The 20,261-nt window shown below is 70.9% G+C and carries 15 protein-coding genes and 1 pseudogene; 2 read left to right on the top strand and 14 right to left on the bottom strand.

Annotated elements, in window-relative coordinates; translation table 11 throughout:
• Window positions 1–21: 21 nt before the first annotated feature.
• From H2Q94_RS13905 to H2Q94_RS13925, 5 genes and pseudogenes are all read right to left on the bottom strand, one after another.
• Window positions 22–873 (bottom strand): sugar phosphate isomerase/epimerase family protein, encoded by an 852-nt coding sequence (locus tag H2Q94_RS13905; RefSeq protein WP_243795216.1) that lies wholly within the window; start codon window positions 871–873, stop codon window positions 22–24.
• Window positions 870–2,045, bottom strand: a complete 1,176-nt coding sequence (locus H2Q94_RS13910; protein ID WP_243795218.1) for a dihydrodipicolinate synthase family protein — start codon at window positions 2,043–2,045, stop codon at window positions 870–872. Before H2Q94_RS13910 ends, H2Q94_RS13905 begins: the two co-directional genes overlap by 4 nt.
• Window positions 2,042–3,192, bottom strand: a pseudogene (locus H2Q94_RS13915) (Gfo/Idh/MocA family protein). The gene H2Q94_RS13910 and the pseudogene H2Q94_RS13915 overlap by 4 nt, the downstream one beginning before the upstream one ends.
• Before the next feature lie 320 nt (window positions 3,193–3,512).
• Window positions 3,513–4,529: a LacI family DNA-binding transcriptional regulator gene (locus H2Q94_RS13920; protein ID WP_243795221.1), complete on the bottom strand. Its 1,017-nt coding sequence runs from the start codon at window positions 4,527–4,529 to the stop codon at window positions 3,513–3,515.
• 105 nt (window positions 4,530–4,634) lie between these two features.
• Window positions 4,635–6,026 carry an MFS transporter gene (locus H2Q94_RS13925; RefSeq protein WP_243795223.1) on the bottom strand — a complete coding sequence of 464 codons (1,392 nt, stop codon included), beginning with the start codon at window positions 6,024–6,026 and terminating at the stop codon, window positions 4,635–4,637.
• Window positions 6,027–6,310: 284 nt separating this feature from the next.
• Between H2Q94_RS13925 and H2Q94_RS13930 the strand changes: the two genes are divergently transcribed.
• Together H2Q94_RS13930 and H2Q94_RS13935 are read left to right on the top strand one after the other, a co-directional pair.
• The gene (locus H2Q94_RS13930; RefSeq protein WP_243795224.1) at window positions 6,311–7,444 is read left to right on the top strand and encodes a Gfo/Idh/MocA family protein; all 1,134 of its coding nucleotides are present in this window, start codon (window positions 6,311–6,313) and stop codon (window positions 7,442–7,444) included.
• The gene (locus H2Q94_RS13935; RefSeq protein ID WP_243795225.1) at window positions 7,441–8,253 is read left to right on the top strand and encodes a DUF6807 domain-containing protein; all 813 of its coding nucleotides are present in this window, start codon (window positions 7,441–7,443) and stop codon (window positions 8,251–8,253) included. Before H2Q94_RS13930 ends, H2Q94_RS13935 begins: the two co-directional genes overlap by 4 nt.
• 106 nt (window positions 8,254–8,359) lie before the next feature.
• Here the strand turns inward: H2Q94_RS13935 and H2Q94_RS13940 are convergent, their stop codons facing one another.
• The 9 genes from H2Q94_RS13940 to H2Q94_RS13980 all read right to left on the bottom strand — a co-directional run bounded on the left by H2Q94_RS13940 (window position 8,360) and on the right by H2Q94_RS13980 (window position 19,909).
• A complete protein-coding gene (locus tag H2Q94_RS13940; RefSeq protein ID WP_243795226.1) occupies window positions 8,360–10,219 on the bottom strand; it encodes a rhamnogalacturonan lyase family protein in 1,860 nt (619 codons plus the stop codon).
• A gap of 113 nt (window positions 10,220–10,332) precedes the next feature.
• The gene (locus tag H2Q94_RS13945; protein ID WP_243795227.1) at window positions 10,333–11,115 is read right to left on the bottom strand and encodes a sugar phosphate isomerase/epimerase family protein; all 783 of its coding nucleotides are present in this window, start codon (window positions 11,113–11,115) and stop codon (window positions 10,333–10,335) included.
• Window positions 11,116–11,118: 3 nt separating this feature from the next.
• A complete protein-coding gene (locus H2Q94_RS30670; protein ID WP_309501161.1) occupies window positions 11,119–12,987 on the bottom strand; it encodes a DUF2264 domain-containing protein in 1,869 nt (622 codons plus the stop codon).
• The gene (locus tag H2Q94_RS13955) at window positions 12,984–13,931 is read right to left on the bottom strand and encodes a hydroxyacid dehydrogenase (RefSeq protein ID WP_243795228.1); all 948 of its coding nucleotides are present in this window, start codon (window positions 13,929–13,931) and stop codon (window positions 12,984–12,986) included. Before H2Q94_RS13955 ends, H2Q94_RS30670 begins: the two co-directional genes overlap by 4 nt.
• A 26-nt stretch (window positions 13,932–13,957) precedes the next feature.
• Window positions 13,958–14,815 carry a carbohydrate ABC transporter permease gene (locus H2Q94_RS13960; protein ID WP_243795229.1) on the bottom strand — a complete coding sequence of 286 codons (858 nt, stop codon included), beginning with the start codon at window positions 14,813–14,815 and terminating at the stop codon, window positions 13,958–13,960.
• Entirely contained in the window at window positions 14,812–15,762 is a 951-nt protein-coding gene (locus H2Q94_RS13965) for a carbohydrate ABC transporter permease (protein ID WP_243795231.1), read from the bottom strand. The genes H2Q94_RS13960 and H2Q94_RS13965 overlap by 4 nt, the downstream gene beginning before the upstream one ends.
• Before the next feature lie 37 nt (window positions 15,763–15,799).
• Entirely contained in the window at window positions 15,800–17,116 is a 1,317-nt protein-coding gene (locus H2Q94_RS13970) for an ABC transporter substrate-binding protein (RefSeq protein ID WP_243795233.1), read from the bottom strand.
• An 81-nt stretch (window positions 17,117–17,197) separates the two neighbouring features.
• Window positions 17,198–18,304, bottom strand: coding sequence for a substrate-binding domain-containing protein (locus tag H2Q94_RS13975; protein ID WP_243795235.1), 1,107 nt, complete (start codon window positions 18,302–18,304; stop codon window positions 17,198–17,200).
• Between the two features lie 102 nt (window positions 18,305–18,406).
• A complete protein-coding gene (locus tag H2Q94_RS13980) occupies window positions 18,407–19,909 on the bottom strand; it encodes a glycerol-3-phosphate dehydrogenase/oxidase (RefSeq protein ID WP_243795239.1) in 1,503 nt (500 codons plus the stop codon).
• Window positions 19,910–20,261: the final 352 nt, after the last annotated feature.

Genomic DNA, 20,261 nt, shown 5'->3' on the forward strand with positions numbered 1-20,261 from the left:
GCGGGCCGGGGGCCGTGCGGATCACTCCGGCGTCAGGTGGGGCAGGACGAGTTCGCGGTAGCGGTCGGTCATTGTCGTGAGGACTTCGCCACCGGGTGTGGCCCAGATGTCGGCGTTGAAGATCTCCACTTCGATGTCGCCGGTGTAGCCGGTGTCGGCGACCGCGCGGGTGATCGGGGTGAAATCGATGACGCCGTCGCCCATCATGCCGCGCGACAGGAGTGCGTCGGTCGCGATGGGGAGGTTGAAGTCGCACACCTGGTAGGAGGCGATGCGGTGTTCGCGACCGGCGCGCGCGATGCTGTGCGGCAGGTTCGGGTCCCAGAAGACGTGGAAGGCGTCGACCACCACGGCCACCGCATCCGCTGGGTGCGGTCGAGCCAGGTCGAGAGCCTGGTCCAAGGTGGAGATCACCGCGCGGTCGGCCACGTACATCGGGTGCAGGGGTTCGAGCACCAGCCGCACGCCGTGCTCGCGGGCGAACGGGGCGAGTTCGGCGAGTCGGTCGGCGACGCGGGCGCGGGCTCCGGTCAGGTCCCGGTCGCCGTCGGGGAGACCGCCCACCACCATGATCAACGCATCGGTGCCCAAGGTCGCGGCTTCGACGATCGCCGACCGATTGTCCTCCAGCGCCGCGCGAACTCCCGCCGGATCGGCGGCGGTGAGGAAGCCGCCCCGGCACAGGCTGGAGACCCGCAAGCCCGCGTCGCGGACGGTCTGGGCAGCGGTCTTCAGCCCGGCCTCCGCGACCCGGTCCCGCCACAGCCCGACGGCGGGCAGTCCGGCTCGCACCGCGCCGTCGACGGCTTCGCTCAACGTCCACTTCTTCGTCGTCGCCGTGTTGAGCGACAGCCTCGCCAGGTCGTCGGTCATGCCCGCACTCCGTTCACCGCGAGGAACTGCCGCATCCGGCCGGCGGCGAGATCGGGATCGAGCAGCAGGCCGGCGTGGTCGGCCAGCCGGAGGACTTCCGCGAGGTGGGGGACCGAACGGCCCGCGTGCAGGCCACCGGCCAGGGAGAAGCCGGGCTGGTGGCCGTTGAGCCAGGACAGGAACGCGATACCGGTCTTGTAGTGGAACGTGGGCGCCTCGAAGATGTGTCGCCCCAACGGTTCCGTGGTGTCCAAAATGGATCGTGCGGAGTCCGGGTCGTCCCGGTCGAGGGCTTGGATCGCGGCGGACGCGGCGGGGTAGATGGCGGCGAAGATGCCCAGCAGCGCGTCCGAGTGGTCCGCGCCCTCGCCCACGATCAGCTCGGGGTAGTTGAAGTCGTCGCCGGTGTAGAGCCGCACACCGTCCGGCAGGGCCTGCCGGAGCGCGATCTCGTGCTCGGCGTCGAGCAGTGAGACCTTCACGCCGTTGACCTTGTCCGGCCGCGCCCGGATGATCTCCAAGAAGGTCTCCGTCGCCACCGCCACGTCCTCGCTGCCCCAGTAGCCGGTGAGCGACGGGTCGAACATCGGTCCCAGCCAGTGCAGGATCACCGGCGCGTCGGCCTCGTCGAGCAGCGCGCCGTACACCTCGGCGTAGTCCTCCGCCGAACGCGCGACCGCGGCCAGCGCGCGCGAAGCCATCACGATGACCGTGGCACCGCTTCCGGCCACGACCTCCAGCTGTTCGCGGTAGGCCGCCAGCACCGCGTCCAGGCCCGAACGCCCAGCCGGTAGCCCGGCCAGGTCGAGTTGATCGGTTCCCGCTCCGGCGGCGATCACGCCACCCGCCGCTCGCGCCTCGGCCGCCGAGCGGCGGATGAGTTCGGCGGCCTGCGCCCAGCCGACGCCCATGCCGCGCTGCGCGGTGTCCATCGCCTCTGCGACGCCGAGCCCGTAGGACCAGATGCGCCGCCGATACGCGAGGGTCGAATCCCAGTCGATGTCCGCCGGAGCTCCCGGCACGTTCTCGCCGAGCGTCCGGGGCACCACGTGCGCCGCCGCATACGCCACGCGAGTCCTGAGTGGACTATCGGGTTCCGGCCAGTTCCCGGGTGCCGCGAGCTCGTGTTCGACGAAGCCGCCGTCGGAACGGGGGAGCAGTAGGGACGTCATGCCGACACCTCGCCCAGTTCGACGCGGCGTCCCTCGCGTGACGACGTGAGTCCGGCTTCGGCGAGTCGCAACCCGCGCACTCCGGCGAGGAAGTCGTAGGGGTGGGCGCCGTCGTCGTGCAGGAACCGCACGAACTGCTCCCACTGCGCCTTGAAGCCGTTGTCGAATTCCCGGTTGTCCGGCACGGGCGACCACTGCTCCGGAACGGGGTGGTCTCCACCAGGTCCGGGTTCCACACCGGTTTCGGAGTCGCGGCGCGGTGCTGCGCGCGGCAGTGGTGCAGCCCGGCGACCGCGCTGCCGTGCGTGCCGTCCACGTGGAACTCCACCAGCTCGTCGCGGTGCACGCGGGTCGCCCACGAGGAGTTGAGCTGCGCGACGATCCCGCCGTCGAGCTCGAAGATGCCGTAGGCGGCGTCGTCGGCGGTGGCGGTGTAGTGGCGACCGCGTTCGTCCCAACGTTCCGGGATGTGCGTGACGACCCGCGCGGTGACCGCATCGACCCGTCCGAACAGGTTCTCCAGCACGTAGTTCCAGTGCGGGAACATGTCGGTGGTGATGCCGCCGCCGTCCTCCTGGCGGTAGTTCCAGCTCGGTCGTTGCGCCGCTTGCAGATCGCCTTCGAAGACCCAGTAGCCGAACTCGCCGCGCACCGACAGGATGCGTCCGAAGAATCCGCTCTCGACCAGCCGTCGCAGCTTCAGCAGCCCCGGCAGGTAGAGCTTGTCGTGCACGACGCCGGTTTTCACGCCCGCCTCGTTCGCCGCTCGCGCCAGCCGCAGCGCGCCCTCGACGTCGTCGGCGATCGGCTTCTCCGTGTACACGTGCTTGCCGGCGGCGATCGCGCTGGTGATCGCGGGTTCCCGCACGCTGGTCAGCTGCGCGTCGAAGTACAGTTCGTCCCCGGGCTCGGACAGCGCGGTGTCCAGGTCGGTGGTCCAACGATCCAGCTCGTGCCGCTCGGCGAGCTCCTTGAGCTTCTCGGCGTTGCGGCCGACCAAGATCGGGTCGAGTCGCACCCGACTGCCGTCGGAGAGTTCTACGCCGCCCTGCTCCCGGATGGCCAGCACCGACCGGATCAAGTGCTGCCGGTGGCCCATCCTGCCGGTGACGCCGTTCATGATGACGCCCAGCCTTCGCTCCGCCATGCGGTACCGCCTCTCTGGAAAGCGCTTACCGCAACGGTAGGCGGAACCCGGTTCGCGGTGCAAGGTTCGGGGGAAGGCGAATCCGGGACGGCCCGGGTAGGGCAGATCGCGGAACCTCCGTGGCCTTCTCGTCGCGGGATGGATGCGCCTGTGCGGTGAAGTCGCCGTCCTCGCACGAGGAGCGCTGAGAAGCCGCCGGACGTGCTGCTCCAGCCGACACCGCTCATCGGCTCGCCGACAAGACCGCTGAAACCGTTGGTGCACAACCGGGTTCGGTCGAGTTCCCGGACCGGCACCGCAGATCCGATGCCGGCAGGCTCTCAGCGCCGCGGAGTGCTCTCCCGGACGACGACCTCGCCGCGCACCTTGCGGCGACGGGGTTTGCCGTCGGCTTCGTTGAGCACCAGGTCCAGCGCCATGCGTCCCATCTCGGTCAGCGGCAGCCGGACCGTGGTCAGCCCCGGAGTGACGTCGCGCAGCGTTGAGATGTCGTCGAAGCCCGCGACCGCGAGATCACGCGGAACGTCCACGCCGCGCTCCCGGCAGGCCGCCATCGCGCCCAGCGCCATCAGGTCGTTGATGGCGAACACGCAGTCGATCTCCGGATGCTCGTCCAGCAGCCGGTGCATCGCCCGGAATCCGCCGTCGCGGCTGAACTCCTCGGCGACGCAGACCGGCTCGCCCTCGGCCGATTTCCGCCAGCCGGAGGCGAAACCGTCGCGCCGATCTCGCGAGACCAGCAGGCGCTCCGGTCCGGTGAGGACGGCGGGTCGCCGGTAGCCCAGCGCGGCGAGTTCGACCGCGAGGTCGTGCGACCCCCGGCGGTTGTCGACCACCACGGTGTCGACCGGGAGCCGCGGCTCGCTGATCGCGGCGACCCGGCCACCGGACTCGGTGAACGGTTCCACCTGCGCGGACAGTTCCCGTAGGTGCGCGCGGTCGTTGGTGCGGCTACCGGCCAGCACGATCGCCCGCCCGCGCTGCCGCCGCAGTGCCGCGAGCAGTTCCAGTTCCCGCTCCGGCCTGCCGCCGGTGCTGCACAGCATCACCAGCAGCCCGTGCTCCTCGGCGGCGCCCGCCAGCCCGGCGGCGATGGTGGAGAAGTACGGGTCCGAGATGTCGTTGACCAGCAACCCCACCACGTCGGTGGAGCCCTTGGCCATCGACTGGGCCTGGGCGTTGGGCGTGTAGCCGAGCCGGACGGCGGCCTCCAGCGTCCGGGCGTGCAACTCGGCCCGTACGACGCGCTCGCTGCCGTTGAGCGCACGGGACGCCGTCGCGAGCGAGACGCCTGCTTCCTTGGCGACGTCGGTGAGGGTCGCTGCTCGTGCCGGCACCGGGCATCGCTCCTTCCTCGGAATACGTATTCCGAGGATACCGCCCGGTTACCGTCGATCGGCACTCCGCGTGGGCGCCCGGCGAGTCCGGGCGCCCACAGGGGTTCACCGCGATTCTGCGCGGCGGCGGTCGAACTCCTCACGGGGGACCGGTTTCGCGTCCTTGGAGCCCAGTTCCTCCAGCGGAATGCGGTGGGTTTCCCGCGCCGACCAGGCCGCGACCGCGCCGACGATCGTGATCGCGAAGCAGAGCGTCCCGACGGTCAGCGGCACGTTGGCCGAGCCGGGCGGAGCGACCAGCGTGAAGATGCTCGGCAGGAACGCGGTGATCGCCAACCCGAGGTTCTGGGCGATGGCGAAACCGGTGACTCGCGTCCGAGCCGGGAACAACTCTTGGAAGAAGCCCGCGAACGTCGCGTTCCACACCTGGTAGAGCAGCCCCCAGGTGAGGATGGCCAGTACGAGGGTCAGCGCCACGTTCTGCTGGCTGATCGACCACAGGTACGCGTAGGACAGCACCCCGGAGCCCAGCGAGCCCACGATCATCAGCGGGCGGCGGCCGAACCGGTCGGAGAGGTTCGCGAACCACGGGATGAACGCCAGCGCAACCAGGTTCGCCACCACCGGAATCCACAGGTAGATGCTGGTGTCCATCTCGATCCCGTATCCGGGCTGCGTCGCGTAAGCGGCGCCGAACACGGACACGACCACGCCGATCACGTTGACCAGCGTCATGCACGCCGCGCGCAGCACGTCCATGCCGCTGTCCCGCAGCACCTGGACGATCGGCGCCCGGCGAGTGCTGGGTTCCTGCTTTTCCTCCAGGAAGATCCGGCTCTCGTCGACGCGCCGCCGGATGACGTAACCGGCGAACACGACCACTGCGCTGAGCAGGAACGGAATTCGCCAGCCCCAGGCGTCGAAGGCCTCGTCGGACAGGAACGCCGACAGCGGCAGGAACATCGCGGCCGCGATGACCTGTCCGGCCTGGGTGCCGTGCAGGCTGAAGCTCGCGTAGTAGCCGCGGCGGCCGAACGGCGCGTTCTCCACGATCATGGCGCTGGCGCCGCTGAGCTCCCCGGCGACCGCGAAGCCCTGCACGAACCGCAGCAGGACCAGCAGCACGGGGGCGAGCATGCCGACCTGGTGGTAGGTGGGCAGCAGGGCGACCGCGAAAGTCGACAGGCCCATCAGCAGCATCGCCAGGACCAGCACGTTCTTGCGGCCCCGGCGGTCGCCCCAGTGTCCGAGCACGACCGCGCCGATCGGGCGGGCCACGTAACCGACGGCGTAGGTGCCCAGTGAGGCGACCAGTGCGACGGTCGGATTGCCCTCGGGGAAGAAGATGCTGGGGAACACCAACGCGGCGGCCTGCGCGTAGACGAACCAGTCGTAGTACTCCAGCGCGCTGCCGATCCAGCCGCTCGCCGCCGCTTTTCTGGATGTGCTTCGGGATTCCTTCGCTCCCGGGCGGGATTCCCCGGTGTCGCTGGTCAATGTGTCTCCTCGGCGTGATTCGGTGACGTCGTTGTTCCGATCAGCGGGATGCAGGCCGCCATGCGGCCGAATCGGCCGGGCCGTCGCGCACGCGGTCTGGGTAAGCGCTTTCCAGATGGAACAAGTCCTAGGTCGAGCTGTCAACACCGGAAATTCGCCGAACCGGCGGCGCGGTCGGATTCCATGCAGGTCACGGAGGCGGCTTGCGGAATGCGCTTTCCGCAGTGGTCGTTCGATCGTTACGATGCGTGCCGACGAGATCCGGACGTCTCTTGCGAGGTTCGATGAGCGGTACGACCACGATCGTCCTGGCCGGAATGCACGGCCACGGGCGCTGGCACCTGCGCGAGCTGGAACGCCTCCGCGACACCGGGATGCGGCTGGCCGGGATCTGCGATACGCGACCGCCCGCCGACGGCGACCGCCGGCTCATCGGGGACGTCCCGGTGCTGCCGGTACTCGGTGACCTGCTCGATCGGGTCCGGCCGGCAGTGACGATCGTGTGCACTCCGATCCACACCCACGCGGACCTCGCGCTGCTGGCCGCCCGATCCGGTTCGCACGTGCTGCTGGAGAAACCGCCGACGCCGACGCTCGCCGAGTTCGACCGGCTGGCCACCGGGTTGGCGAGCTCGGGCCGGGCTTGCCAAGTCGGCTTCCAGAGCCTCGGCTCGCACGCCCTGCGGTACGTGCGAGCTCAGATCGAGGCAGGGGTGATCGGGGAGGTGCGCGGGATCGGTGCGGCCGGTGCGTGGCGGCGCGATGCCGCGTACTACGGCCGTGCGAAGTGGGCGGGACGGCGGTCGCTGGACGGCGTGCCGGTCGTCGACGGCGCGCTGACCAACCCGTTCGGGCACGCCACCGCCACTGCGCTGGCCCTCGACGGGGTGCGCGGCGACGAGGAGCTGCGGGACGTGGAAGTGGAGCTGTACCGGGCCAATCCGATCGAGGCCGATGACACTTCCTGCCTGCGCCTGGTCACCGCGCGCGAGACCACGATCACCGTGGCCGCCACGGTGTGCGCGGAGGGGGAGGTGGCGCCTTACGTCGTGGTGCACGGCACGAGCGGCCGCATCGTCCTGGAGTACCGGACGGGCCGCGTCCGGCTGGAAACCGGTGGTGGCCTGCGGATCACCGAGCACGGCTTCACCGGCCTGCTGGAGAACCTCGTCGCGCACGTGCGCGACGAATCGGTCCCGCTGCTGGTGCCGCCCGCGGCCACCCGCCCGTTCATGCAGGTGCTGGAGGCGGTGCGGACCGCACCCGAACCACGGGAGATTCCGCCGTCGCGGCGCTGGATCGATCGCGACGGGCCGAATCCGCGGTTCGTGGTGACCGGCGTGGACGAGGCGGTCGTGCGCTCGGCCGACGAGCTGCTGCTGCTGTCCGAAGTGGACTCGACTTGGAGGGATCGATGATCGCGCGCCTGCGGTTGGCCGACGTCGTCGTGGCCGAGTGCGTCGAGGGCGCCGAGCTGCCCGCGCACCTCGGGCCGCGCCCGCACCTGCATCCGGTCCGCACTCTGGGCGGGCGCACGGTGACCGACGTGCGGCCCGCGGATCACCCGTGGCACCTGGGGTTCTCGGTCGCGTTGCAGGACGTGGACGGCTGGAACCTGTGGGGCGGCGGCACTTTCGTGCGCGACGAGGGTTACGTGGACCGCGACGACCACGGCCGCATCGAGCACGCGGGACTGGTCGAGGTTCGCGACGATGCCTTCGACCAGCGGCTGCGGTGGCGGACCCCGCGCGGCGAGACCTTGCTCGACGAGCACCGGCGCGTCCGGGCGCGGCTCGTCGAGCACGGGTGGGAGCTGGAGGTGACGACCGCGCTCACCAACGCCACCGGCCGGGAGCTGCGCCTCGGCAGCCCCGCGACGAACGGGTGTCCCGGTGCGGGCTACGGCGGATTCTTCTGGCGACTGCCGTCGATCGGCGAACCACGGGTGTTCACCGCTGCGGGAGCGGGGGAGCGGGAGGTGCACGACACGACGGCCCGCTGGCTCGCCTGGGCCGGCCAGGATCACACCCTCGCGTTCACCGGCACGGACGAGGCCACCCGGCGAGATCCGTGGTTCGTGCGGGTCCACGACTACCCGGGCATCGGCTCGCAACTGGCGGCCCGGGAGCCGTTGTCGTTGAGTCCGGGTGGCGGACTCAGCCGTGGCCTGCGAGTGCTGATCGCGGACGGTGCGCCGGACGCCGGCGCCATCGAGAAGTGGGCGTGATCGGAGCCGCACCTCTCCCGAGCCGAACAGGAAACCGGACGTGCGGCGCGATCCCGCGAGATCGCGCCGCACGTCCGGTGCTGAGTTCGTTCCGGGAGGCCGGAACTCAGTAGGTGATGTTCGGCTTCGGCGGCTCTTCCATCCCGTCACCGAGGAAGTAGTCGACGTGGTTTGACTGCAGGTATCCCTTGAGCGTCATGGCGTTTCGGTAAGCCGGGTTGTGCGCGAGCGTGTAGAGCCGGGTGTCGCTGGGCTGGTCGGTGGTGAAGACGATCAGCTCGTTCTGCTCGGCATTGGTGTAGACGGCCTCCTCCCGCCAGTCCCCGAGGATGTCGCCGACGAGTGTCGGCTGTTTGCCCTGGGCGGCGTTGACCGCGCCGTGGTCGGAGATGTTCAGCAGCCGGGGCAGATCTCCGCTCTCGGTGGGATTCGCCGGGTCCCACTTCTCGAACTTGCCGTCGTTGAGCAGTTCAGCGGTGAGATCGCCGTCCCACCACAGCCCGAGCTGGGGCCACGGCGCCAGCTCCGGGTCCGGCTCGACCAGCTCGTCGTTGCGCGCGTCGTAGATGCCGGAGAACGACCACACTTCCATGCCGGGGACGTTCGGATCGATGTCGGCGGCCATGCCGCGCCCCACGTCCGCGGTCCCGTCCTCTTCGTGCTTCCAGAGCATCGTGCCGTCAGCGGCGTCGTAGTAGTACTCGCGCAGCCCGCTGGGGTTGTCCTGCTGGACGCCGTAGCCCTCCAGCCCGGGCCGCTTCGGGTCGATGTCGGCGATGTGGAAGCGGTCGCCGTGCACGATGCCGTCGTCGCCGAGCGAATAGCGCAAGGTTCCGTCGCCGTTGAGCACGAAGCCGATCTCGGCGATCTCGTCCTTGCCGTCGCCGTCGACGTCGACGATGCGGGTGTTGTGCCCGTCGGCCTCAGCCGATCCCTCGTCGCGCAGCCACTTCCACTCTCGGGTGAGCTCCTGGCCGTCGAAACGCCACGCGGCGATCATGCAGTTGAACGGCCCGTCGTCTTGGCGGTTCTTCATGAACGCGACCAGGCTCGGGGTCTCGCCGTCCAGGTAGCCGACGCCGAGGCGGGCGCCCATGGGTCCGTCGTCGATGAAGTCGGTCGGCACCTCGGCGGTGGCGCGGGCGGCGCCGGTCTCACCGTCGAGGATCGCCATGGACTGGTGGACGTCGTCCTCGGCGGTGAACTCCTCGCCGTCGCCGAACACAACGCCGTTGGCGACGCGGACGGCGACCTCGGCGCGGCCGTCGCCATCGAGGTCCCGCACGGTCACGCCGTCCCAGTTTCCCACGTTGATCGCGGCCGAGCCGCCTTCGATGTTGTCCTGGTTCTCGCTGTTGGGACCCATGTCGACCGACCAGAGGAACGTCCCGTCGTTGCGGTAGGCCTCCAGGGACTGCCGCTCGGTTTGCCGGTCCAGCACGTAGTCGAACTCGCCGTCGCCGTCGAGGTCGCCGACCCAGGTGAACTTCACGTCACCGCCGTCGCGCAACGGGATCCGCACGACCGGTTCGGTGGCGTGGTCCGCGGTCAGCGTGAACGCCTCGCTCCCCTCCTGCTCCTCGCCGTCCACCACCGGCCGGACCAGGTAGCTGTTGTCCTTGGTCAGGTCGGCGCCGTCGTCGGTGTGGTTGGTCCCGCCGGTGAGCGGTTCGTCGTTGAGCAGGGTGTACTCGCCACCGTCGGTGGAGCGGTAGACGTTGAACCCGATGCCCTCCGGGTCCGCTCCGAGCAGACGCCAGGAGACGAGCACGTCGGTGTCGTTGCCCCGGACCGCCACGACGCCGCGGCCCAGGCGTTCCATCGGACGTGCTTCGGCGGCGGCCGAGTTCGAAGCCGTGGCGGTGCCGAGGCCGGTGGCGGGGGCCAGGACCGTGCAGATCGCCAGCACCGCCGATGCGGTGACCGCCGCGCGACGGGTGTTCCTGGGCAGGTGTCTCATGTGCATGAAGACCTCCTTGGCTTCACTGGGTGTGCGAACGGGATCGGCGCCGGTACTCGACGTCGTTTGTCCACTGTGGTCAGATTTGTCGCGGGCGGGGATGCACGGCATCCGTGAGCTCACTCCGGGCGCCACCGGCGGAACCAGTCGCCCGCGGCGCGCAGCGGCTCCTGAACGGGCTGGATCGCCGGGTACCAGGCCTTCTCCCACTCCAAGGAGATCCAGCCGGACCACCCGCGCAGTGCTGCCCCGCACTCGTCGAGGGGCACACGTCCGGCACCCGGCGGTACCGGTGTCGGGTCCTCGGCGCAGCGGGCGTCCTTGACTTGGAAGTAACCGAGATGCTCGCCCAGCACCGCGCGGGTTCGCGCCGGCGGTTCTCCTGATCGCCACGGGTGCAGGGCGTCCCACAGCACCCCGACCCGCCCGGGATCGGCGAACGGAGCCGCCAGCCGCACCGCCGCCTCGCCGGTCGGGTGCGAATCGTGCGTTTCGATCAGCAGCCGCACCCCGCTCGCGGCGAGATCGGGCAGCACTGTGGCGATCCGGTCCGCCGCGGGGCCGTCCGCGCCGGGCTCGCCGCCGGGGAACACCCGCACGGAAGGCGCACCGAGCAGGGCGGCGGACTCGATCAGCGTGCGCAGCTGCGCGATCACCGGTGCGTCCGTGCCCGGCTCGCACACCCGCGCGTACCCGGCCAGGCAGGAGACGACCAGCCCGGCGTCCTCGATGCGGGACCGCAACGACGCCGCCCGCCGAACCGGCAAGCTTGGGTGGACCTCCTCGTCCGGGTGCGAGCGGAGCTCCAGGCCGTCGCAGCCGTGCTCCACCGCCACCTCGACGGCCTCGCGCACCGGCGCACCGGGCATGCCGAGGGTGCTCACGGCGAACTTCCAGCTCATCGCTCAACTTCCGGTATGGGTGACGGCGAAGGGGGAGAAGGAGATCGTGGTCCGGGCGCCGTCCTGCGCCCAGCGGACCTCGACGGCCTCGGCGGTCGCGTTCACCTCGGTGATGACCGAGCCGAGCTCGGCGGGCTCGGCCGAGAGCGCCGAGAGCGCGACGAACAGGGAAGCGGCCGCGCCGGTCAACCTGGGCATGCTCGCGGTCGGGGTGAATGCCGTGCCCGCGGACGCACGCACCTCGTCCTGCGAGGCCCAGCCGTGCAGCGGGCGGAGCGCTGAGAACAGCGGCTCGTCCGGACCGACCGCCCAACCGGTCGACTCCACCACCGCGCCCTCCGGGGCGCCGACCACCCGGTGCACCCGCAGCTCGAACTCGCCGCGCGCCACCACAACGCTCTCCACGCGCAGCGCCGGGAGCACGGGGGAGCCGTCGTCGAACACCGGCCGATGCCAGGACGCCGCCCAGCCCCACCCTGCACCGCAGCCCGCGCCGAGCGGGTGGATGCGCCGCCGCGCGCTGCGCCGCCCGCGAAAGACCACCGCGATGTGGTTGTCGGCGAGGTCCGCAGCGGAGGTCGGCCCGGTCCCGGTGGAGTAGGCCTGGCGCGCGTATCCCGGGTCCTCGGCCGCCGCGGTTTCGGCCTCGTGCGGGCGAATGTGGTCGCTGCCGTGGTTGTGCAGCCGGGCGATGCCGTCGGCGCCGGTGGTCTGGATCAGCAGGCCGGGTGCGGCGAGGGCGAGAACTCGATCCGGCCCCTCGCTCGGGGCCTCGCCCTCCACGGACGTCCACAATGGATGATCTGGTGGTGCCAGCAGGCAGAGGAACGCCTTGGACGCCCAGTAGGGCGAGGCCGGGCCGGAGTACGGCTGCACCGTCGGCTCGTGCGGCCTGTGCCAGCCGAGGCTCAGCAGCCCCTCATCGGAGAGCGCTCCCCGGTCGAGGAAGTACCGCAGGCTCCCGCTGAGCAACCGCCGCGACACACCGGGTGCTAGCGGAGTCAGCCCGGTGACCGCGCCGAGCGCCACCGCAGCCCCGGCGGCGAACCGGTAGGTCATCGACCGCCCGTGGAACACCGGCGCACCGTCGCCGCCGAACAACGATGCGAAACCCGCCAAGTGCTCGCGGAGCCGCGGTCCGTGCACGGTGGGCTCACCCCGCAGGTGCGCGTCGAGCACCGGGTACAGGTGCAGTGCCCAGCCGTTGTAGTGGTCGAACGCGCGCCCGTCACCGTCGGAGTACCAGCCTTGCCCGCGATACCACGCCTCCAGCAGCTCCAGCGCACGCCGCTGGACGCGCGCGGTGTCGGCGTCGCCGCGGCCGACGGAATCCAGGAAACCCGCCACGCTGAACGGGAACAGGTACCAGTTGCTCGGCGCGGGAAGCGCATGCAGGGCTCCGCGCAGCCACGCCTCGACCCGGTCCTGGACGTCGGCGGAGAGCCGGTCCCACAGCCACGGCCTGCACAGGCGCAGACCCAGCGCGATCGAGGCGGCCTCCACCATCGGCTGCCCCGCGACGTGGTGGTCCCGGATGATCGGCCAGGACTCGTGGGCTTCGGCGCCCGGCGTGCGGGTGCCCGCCGCCAGGCCTTCGGCATAGCGGTCCAGCCAGCCGTGCGGATCGTCGCCGCCCGCCCCGGCGACGCGGTAGGCGGCGGCGAGAAAAGTGCGCGCGTAGCCTTCCAGGCCGTCGGATCGCGGCCCGGCGATCGAGGCTTGGCCCGGCAGATCCAGCCGCGAGCCGCCCGGCCCCGCCCACCGCCACGCCGCGGTCAGCAGGCCGTCGGCGGCGGCCTCCCAATGGGCGCGGGTGTAGCCGGTGTGCGGGCTCAGGTCGCGATCCTCGTCCGGCAACGGCAACGGGTTCATGCGATGCGCTCCAACTGCTCGCGGTGGACGGGGTGGGCGAATCCGGATCCGGCGGCCCAGCGGCGCAGTTCCGCCACCGCGTGCCGCGCCAGCCGCCGGCACTCGTTGCCCCTGGAGCCGGCCAGGTGCGGGGTGATCAGCACGTTCGGGCAGTGCCGCAACGGGTGATCCACCGCCAGCACCTCGGGTTCGGTGACGTCGAGGACCGCCCGGACGCGCCCGGCGGAGGCGGCGTCGAGCAGCGCGTCCTGGTCCAGGATGGCTCCCCGCGCGGTGTTGATCAGCACCGCTGCCGGCCGCATCGACTCGATGAGCGCGCGTCCGACCAGCCCTCGGGTGGTGGGCAGCAGCGGCGTGTGCACGCTGACCACGTCGCTGCGCGCGAACAGCTCGTCGAGCTCGACCGAGCGTGCGCCGAGCGCCTCGGCCTCGGCGGCGGTGACGTACGGGTCCGACAGCAGCACGTCGAAGTCGTGCGGCCGCAGCAGTTCGATCACCCGGCGCCCGATCAGCGACGCCGACAGGATCCCCACGGTGCGGCCGAAGTTGCCGATCGCCGCCGGCCCTTCACCCGGCGTCCGCCCGAGCACGTCCTTGCCGGTCAGCAGGATCATCGCGAGGGTGTACTCGGCGACCGGCACCGCGTTGGCCGCGGCCGCCGAGGACACCGCGATGCCGCGGTCCCAGCACTCCGAGGTGATGTGCCCGCGCACCGAACCGGCCGTGTGCACCACGGCCCGCAACCGCGGAGCGGCGGCGAGCACCTCGGCGGACAGCTCCGGGCAGCCCCATCCGGTGACCAGGACCTCCACGTCCCGCAGCACCTCCCGTGCCCGCGCGGTGGCGAGGTCGTCGAGCACCTCGTCGGAGCCGAGGGAACTGATCTCGTGTAGCTCGGCCAGCACCTCGTCGTCGAGCACGATCCGCGCGGCCTCTTGCGACATGGCCAGGGCCGTGCGCGGGCGGGCGCTCACTTGACCGCTCCGGCCGTGAGCCCGGATCGCCAGAACCGTTGCAGCAGCAGGAAAGCGGCCAGCAGCGGCAGCACCGCCAGCAGCGAACCCGTGATGACCACCGGGTAGTATTCGGGCGACACCGTCGCCGCGCTGTTCCAGCTGTAGAGGCCGAGGCTCACCGGGTAGAGCTCCTGATCCGACAACATCACCATGGGCAGGAAGAAGTTGTTCCAGATCGCGGTGAGCTGGAACAGGAACACGGTCACCAGCCCGGGTCCGAGCATCCGCAGCGCGACCCGGAAGTACGTGGCCAATTCGCCCGCGCCGTCCATCCTGGCGGCCTCCAGGACCTCGCCGGGCACGTAGCCCTCGCTGAAGATCCGGCCCAAGTACACGCCGAACGGGTTGAACAGCACCGGCACGAACACCGCCCAGAACGTGTTGACGACACCGAGGTGCGAGGCGATCAGATACAGCGGCAACGCGAGCACGGTCTGCGGCACCATCACCGCGGCCAGCACCAGGCCGAACAGCTTCTCCTTGTGCCGGAACCGGTATTTGTCGAACGCGTAGCCGCAGGCGGTGCTCACCAGCGCGCTCAGCGCCGCGCCGCAGACCGCGTAGAGCAGGCTGTTGAAGTACCAGCGGCCGTAGATGCCGTCGTCCATGGCGAACAGCTCCCGCAGGTTCGCCACCGGTGTGAAATCCCGCAGCGTCAGCAGATCGCTGCCGAACACCGCGTCGGCGCTCTTCGTGGCGGCCAGCACCAGCCACAGCACCGGCAGTAGCGTGTAGAGCACCGAGACACCGACCACGACGTTGACCACGGCACGGCCCAGCAGCCGGGGCCGCAACGAGTGCGCGGAGTTCATCGCGCCTCCCGGCCGGTGCGGTTGGCCCACCGGGTCACCAGGTACGACAGCCCTACGGTGCAGATCAGCAGCACCACCGAGGCGGCCGCCGCCAGGCCGTAGTTGTTCCGGGTGAACGCCGCGTCGAAGATGTACATGCTCGGCGAGAACCGCGAGTTGATCACCGGCGTCGAGTTGCTCAGCAGCATCGGCTCGGTGAACAACTGCAACGTCCACATGAGACTGAACAGCAGCACCATCACCACCGAGGAACGGATCAGCGGCGCCTTGATGCGCAGTGCGACGCGCACCGGCCCGGCGCCGTCGACCACCGCGGCCTCGGTCAGATCTCGCGGCACCGGCTGCAACGCCGCGTAGAAGACCACCGTGTTGTAGCCGAGGTTGGTCCACAGCGCGATGTTCACCATCGCCGGGATCACGGTCCGCACGCCGAGGAGGTTCACCTCGATGTCGGCCGCGCTGAGCAACGAGACCACCGGGCTGATCCCGGGCGTGTAGAGGTACAGCCAGATGATCGCGGCGATGATGCCGGGAACGGCGTGCGGCAGGAACAGCCCGAGCTGCGCCCAGGCGCGCAGCCGGGTCGCGCCGGAATCCAGCAGCAGCGCCAACGCCAGCGACCCCAGCACCAGCAGCGGCAGATACCCGAGGCAGAACGTGCCGACCACGATCAGCCCGCTGCGGAACGTCGGATCGCCGAACACCGCCAGGTAGCTGCGCAGCCCGACGAACGAGACCTGTTCCGGCCCGAAGCCCAGCCCTGACTGGTCGTCGGCGAACAGGCTCAGCCACAGCGCGGTGCCCGCGGGGGCGAGGAAGACCACTGCCAGCAGTGCGAAGAACGGTGCCATCAGCACCCCGCACGCGAAACCCTTGCCGTCCCACCGGAAAGCGCGGACGGCCGATGGGAAGGTGCGCGGCGACGTTGCGGGCGCGACCGGGACCATCGGATGTCACCTCCTGTCGTGAATGCGGGCGGTCCGGTCAGCCGGCGTGCTCGCTGATGGCCAGGCCCAGTGCTTCGAGGTCGGGAATGGTGCCGTCCTGCGCGGCGCGGACCGCGTCGACCAGCGAGCCGCGCCCGGCGGCGGCGCGGGCGAAGTGGTCCTGCATCACCTGCAGGGTCGAGCTCATCCGGGGTCCCCACACCCAGTCGCCGCGGATCCGCGCGGCCTCCTGGTCGAACAGCCCGTAGACGTCCTGCCCGGCGTAGTAGCTCGCGTCCAGCGCCCGTCTGCCCACGTCGATCAGGTCCGGCACCGCCGGGTACTGCACGCTGGTTCCGGCGGACAGCCGTGCGCGCAGCGCGTCGGGGTGCGAGACCTGCCACTCGATGAACTCCATGGCGGCCTCGGGCCGCTCGCTGCCCGCGGTGATCGCGAAGGTGGAGCCGCCGTGGTCGCCGAGGTCCGGCTGATCCGGATCCCACCGGGGCATCGGCGCGACGCCCCACGCACCGGCCTGGCCGGGCTGCTTCTTGATCTGGGCTCCGGCGTCCCACGCACCGCTGTGCCGGGTGAGCACCAGGCCGTCGCCGATCAGTGCGTTGTACTGCTGGCTGTCGGCCGCTCCGGTGAACACCACGTCCTCGTTGATGAGCCGCTGCCAGTAATCGGCGAGCCGTCGGGTCGGGGCGTCGGTCAGCGACACCTGCCACCGGCCGTCCCGGATGTCGAACCAGCGGGCGCCGATCTGGCAGGCGTGCGCGGCGAATTGGCTGCCACCGTCGGTCGGGAACAGCGTGATGCGGCGTTCCGGCAGCCGATCGCGCACGGTGCGTCCCAGCTCGGCGAATTCCGCCCAGGTGCGCGGAACGGGGAAGCCGTGTTGCTCGAACAGGTCCCGCCGGTAGTGCATGACCATCGGTTCGATGTCCAGCGGAACGGCGAACACGCGGTCGTCGAAAGTGGTCCGCCGCAACGCTTGCGGCAGCAGCCGGCGCCGGAGCCGATCGCCGATGAGCGCGGTGAGGTCGCGTGCCACGCCGTCGATGGCGAATCCGGGCAGCTGCGGGTATTCGATGGTGGCGACGTCGGGCGCGTTACCGGCGCGGGCGGCGTTGCTGAGCTTGGCGTACCCGCCTTGGCTGCCGGTCGGGATCTGCTCGAAGACGACCTCGATGCGGCGCTGCGACCGGTTGAACGCGGCCACGACCTGTTCACTGCCGCGCAGTGCCGACCAGAACGTGATCCGGGTTCGGCCGCCCGGTGCCCGAGCACCACCGCACGCTGCGAGTGCTCCGGAGATCGGGACGGCCAGCCCTGCGGCCAGTACGTGTCGACGACTCGGTAGGCCGGGCATCGGTGCCTCCAAGGTCCGTGACGAGACCTTGGAGATTCTGGCCTTATGAACGAATATCGGTCAATAGAAAGAAAAAAGCGGTCAAACGATCAATTCGCGAGTGGAGCCGCGCACGACGAGCCGGGGCTGCACTTCGATCAGCCGCGGACTCCAGGTGGAGCCGGTCGCCTCGGTGGTCAACCGCTCCCGCAACAATTCCGCCGCCACCCGGCCCACTTCCGCCTTCGGCGGCGCGATGGCGGTCAACGGGGTCGCGCCGAGCGCGGCCACCACGTCGTCGTAAGCCACCACCGAGCAGTCCTCGGGCACGCGCGTCCCCGCCTCGGCGAGCTGCTGGGTCAGCATCAGCGCATCCACATCGCCGTGCAGCAGTGCGGCCGTGGCGCGGCGTTCGCGCAGCACCGCGGCGAGCCACCCCGGGTCGGCGAAGTCGGTCCCGTCGCCGAACTCCCCGTCCGCGTCGGAGTCCTGCGCGCTGAGCAGCACCGACCAGTCCTCGACTGCCGGGTTCGCGGCCGCGATCTCGGTGAACGCGGCGCGCAACGCTCGCGCCGTCGGGCTGTCGGCTCGGGCGGCGAGCACGATCCGCCGATGTCCCAGCGACACCAGGTGCTCCACCGCCAGCCGCACGCCGTGCCAGTGGTCGCTGCACACCGAATCGACCGCGTGCAGCGGTCCGCCGCGCCGGGGTCGCCGCTCCGCGAGCACCATCGGCAGGTCGACCTCGGCCAGCCACCGGTAGTCCGCCTCCTCGGCGACGGCGCTGCGCCACCGGGGTGCGATGAGCAGGCCGCCGACCTCGGCCGCCCGCACCCGGTCGACGATCGGGCGCTCCGCTCCGGACGCGTGCGGCGCGAGGTGCAGCACAACGCGGATTCCGGCCGCTTCCAAGGAGTTCCGCGCGCCGTGCACGACCTCGTTGAGGTAGGCGTGCCGCTCGGGGACCACCAGCGCCACGGCCTGGCCGGTGCTCGGTGCGGCGGGAACGGCCTGCTCCGGCGGCACCAGGGAGCGGGCGACGCCGTGCCCGCGCCGGAGCTTGCCTTCCTGGCCCAGTTCCTCCACGTCCCGGCGCACCGTCACCACCGAGACCTCCAGCTCGGCGGCGAGGTCGGTGACCCGCACCGCTCCGCGAGCCTGCACGGCGGCCAAGATCCTGTTCCGCCGATCGCCGACCGCTTCCCGCATGTCCGCACTCCTGCCCGTGTGATCGCTTGCGGGCAGCTTAACGATCGGAAACCGTGCAACCGAAACCCCGTGATGGCGCTCGGGGCTTCGCGGCGGGAGGTCTCAGCCCGCTCGCAGGGCCTCCTCGGCGGCATCGGTGGCGCGGTCGCGGTCCGCTGCGACCAGGCCGAGGCGGGTGCGGCGGTCGAGCAGGTCGGACACGTCGAGGGCGCCTTCGTGCCGGACGGCGAAGCGCAGCTCGGCCGGGGTGATGTCGAGCCCGTCGATCGGTTCGAGCAGCCGCGGGTCGTCGGCCTCGGCGATGACGGTCGCCGCTTCCGTTCCGTAGCGGGAGATCAAGCGATGCGGTGCATCCACAGTGGACAGATGTGCGGCCTTCGCCGCGCCGAGCAGCGGCAGCTTCCGCGTGCGGCACGGCCGATCGGTCAGCGCGGTGGCGTCCACGGCGTCCTGCGCCATCTTGCGGTAGGTCGTCAGCTTCCCGCCCACGACGCTGATCACGCCGTTGTCCCCGGTGAGTACCGCGTGTTCGCGGGACAGGTCGGAGCTCTGCCCGTCGCCGGCGTCCAGCAGCGGGCGCAGTCCGGAGTACGTGCCGAGCACGTCGTCCTCGCGGATCGGCCGCGCCAGCACGGAGTTGACGGTGTTGAGCAGGAAGGAGACCTCGTCGGCCGAAGCCTTCGGCACCTCCGGGATCGGACCGTCCTGCTCCTCGTCGGTGAGTCCGATGTAGACCCTGCCGTGCCCGGCGGGCAGCGCGAACACGAACCGGTTGGTGGTGCCGGGAACCGGCACCGTGAGCCCCGCGTCCAGCCCGCCGAACACCGCGTCGGACACGACCAGGTGGGTGCCCCGGCTCGGCCGCAACCGCAGTCCGGGCGCCACCTCCCCGGCCCACACCCCGGCCGCGTTGATCACCTTCCGGGCGCGTACGTCGATCGCCTCACCGGTGAGCCGATCCCGCAGTACGGCGCCGTCGCCGGTGACCTGCTCGGCCGCGCAGCGCGTCAAGATCCGCGCCCCGTGCGCCGCGGCCGTCCGCGCGATCCCGACGACCAGCCGCGCGTCGTCGACGAGCCGGCCCTCCCAGGACAGCAGCCCACCGCGCAGCCGGTCCTGCCGGACCGAGGGCACCATCCGCCGCGTCTCGACGCGGGACACCCGGCGCGGCGCGGGCAGCACGGACCCGGACGTCCCGGAGCCGCGGCGCAACAGGTCACCGGCGAGGAATCCGGCGGCCACCAGCGCCGCCTGCTTCGCCCCGACGCCCGAGACCAGCGGCACGAGCTGGGGGAGCGGGCGGATCAGGTGCGGGGCGGTGCGTTCCATCAGGATGCGGCGTTCGACGGCGCTCTCGTAGGCGATCCCGACGTTGCCGGAGGCCAGGTAGCGCAGTCCGCCGTGCACCAGCTTCGAACTCCACCGGCTGGTGCCGAAGGCCAGATCGTGCTTCTCGGCCAGCACCACGCTCAGCCCGCGCGACGCGGCGTCCAGCGCGACGCCCGCGCCGGTCACGCCGCCTCCGACGACGAGCACGTCGACTTGACCGCCAGCGGCCAGTTCGGTCAGGTCCCTGGTGCGCCGGGCGGCGTTCAGCGAGGTCATCGGAGTCACTCCTGGGGGCGGAGGTAGGCGTCGAGCACGGTGCGCAGTTGCGCGTCGAGGCGTTCCGGGGCAGCGCTTCGGACACGATGCGGGCGGACATGACCGCTGACTGCACCAGCAGCAGGACCATCGCGGCGAGCTCGTCCGGGTCGCCGGAGCGGATCGTCCCGTCGGCCTGCCCGCTGCGGATCGAGGAGGTGAGCAGTTCGAGGATGCGGTGCTGGCTGGCGCCGAGCCGGTCGAACACGTAGGTGATCAGCAGTTCCGGATCGGTTTCGAGGATCTTGACGAACAGCGGGTGTTCCCGCGCGGCCGAGGCGGTGCGCACGATCCCGTTGATGCCGTGCTCGCG

Source organism: Saccharopolyspora gloriosae (assembly GCF_022828475.1).
GTDB classification, from domain to species: Bacteria; Actinomycetota; Actinomycetes; order Mycobacteriales; family Pseudonocardiaceae; genus Saccharopolyspora_C; species Saccharopolyspora_C gloriosae_A.

What these genes read in the sequence shown, in the direction of transcription:
- H2Q94_RS13905 (WP_243795216.1), bottom strand. Translation starts at nt 873, where the DNA reads ATGACCGACGACCTGGCGAGGCTGTCGCTCAACACGGCGACGACGAAG.
- H2Q94_RS13910 (WP_243795218.1), bottom strand. Translation starts at nt 2,045, where the DNA reads ATGACGTCCCTACTGCTCCCCCGTTCCGACGGCGGCTTCGTCGAACAC.
- H2Q94_RS13930 (WP_243795224.1), top strand. Translation starts at nt 6,311, where the DNA reads ATGAGCGGTACGACCACGATCGTCCTGGCCGGAATGCACGGCCACGGG.
- H2Q94_RS13935 (WP_243795225.1), top strand. Translation starts at nt 7,441, where the DNA reads ATGATCGCGCGCCTGCGGTTGGCCGACGTCGTCGTGGCCGAGTGCGTC.
- H2Q94_RS13940 (WP_243795226.1), bottom strand. Translation starts at nt 10,219, where the DNA reads ATGCACATGAGACACCTGCCCAGGAACACCCGTCGCGCGGCGGTCACC.
- H2Q94_RS13945 (WP_243795227.1), bottom strand. Translation starts at nt 11,115, where the DNA reads ATGAGCTGGAAGTTCGCCGTGAGCACCCTCGGCATGCCCGGTGCGCCG.
- H2Q94_RS30670 (WP_309501161.1), bottom strand. Translation starts at nt 12,987, where the DNA reads ATGAACCCGTTGCCGTTGCCGGACGAGGATCGCGACCTGAGCCCGCAC.
- H2Q94_RS13955 (WP_243795228.1), bottom strand. Translation starts at nt 13,931, where the DNA reads ATGTCGCAAGAGGCCGCGCGGATCGTGCTCGACGACGAGGTGCTGGCC.
- H2Q94_RS13960 (WP_243795229.1), bottom strand. Translation starts at nt 14,815, where the DNA reads ATGAACTCCGCGCACTCGTTGCGGCCCCGGCTGCTGGGCCGTGCCGTG.
- H2Q94_RS13965 (WP_243795231.1), bottom strand. Translation starts at nt 15,762, where the DNA reads ATGGTCCCGGTCGCGCCCGCAACGTCGCCGCGCACCTTCCCATCGGCC.
- H2Q94_RS13970 (WP_243795233.1), bottom strand. Translation starts at nt 17,116, where the DNA reads ATGCCCGGCCTACCGAGTCGTCGACACGTACTGGCCGCAGGGCTGGCC.
- H2Q94_RS13975 (WP_243795235.1), bottom strand. Translation starts at nt 18,304, where the DNA reads ATGCGGGAAGCGGTCGGCGATCGGCGGAACAGGATCTTGGCCGCCGTG.
- H2Q94_RS13980 (WP_243795239.1), bottom strand. Translation starts at nt 19,909, where the DNA reads ATGACCTCGCTGAACGCCGCCCGGCGCACCAGGGACCTGACCGAACTG.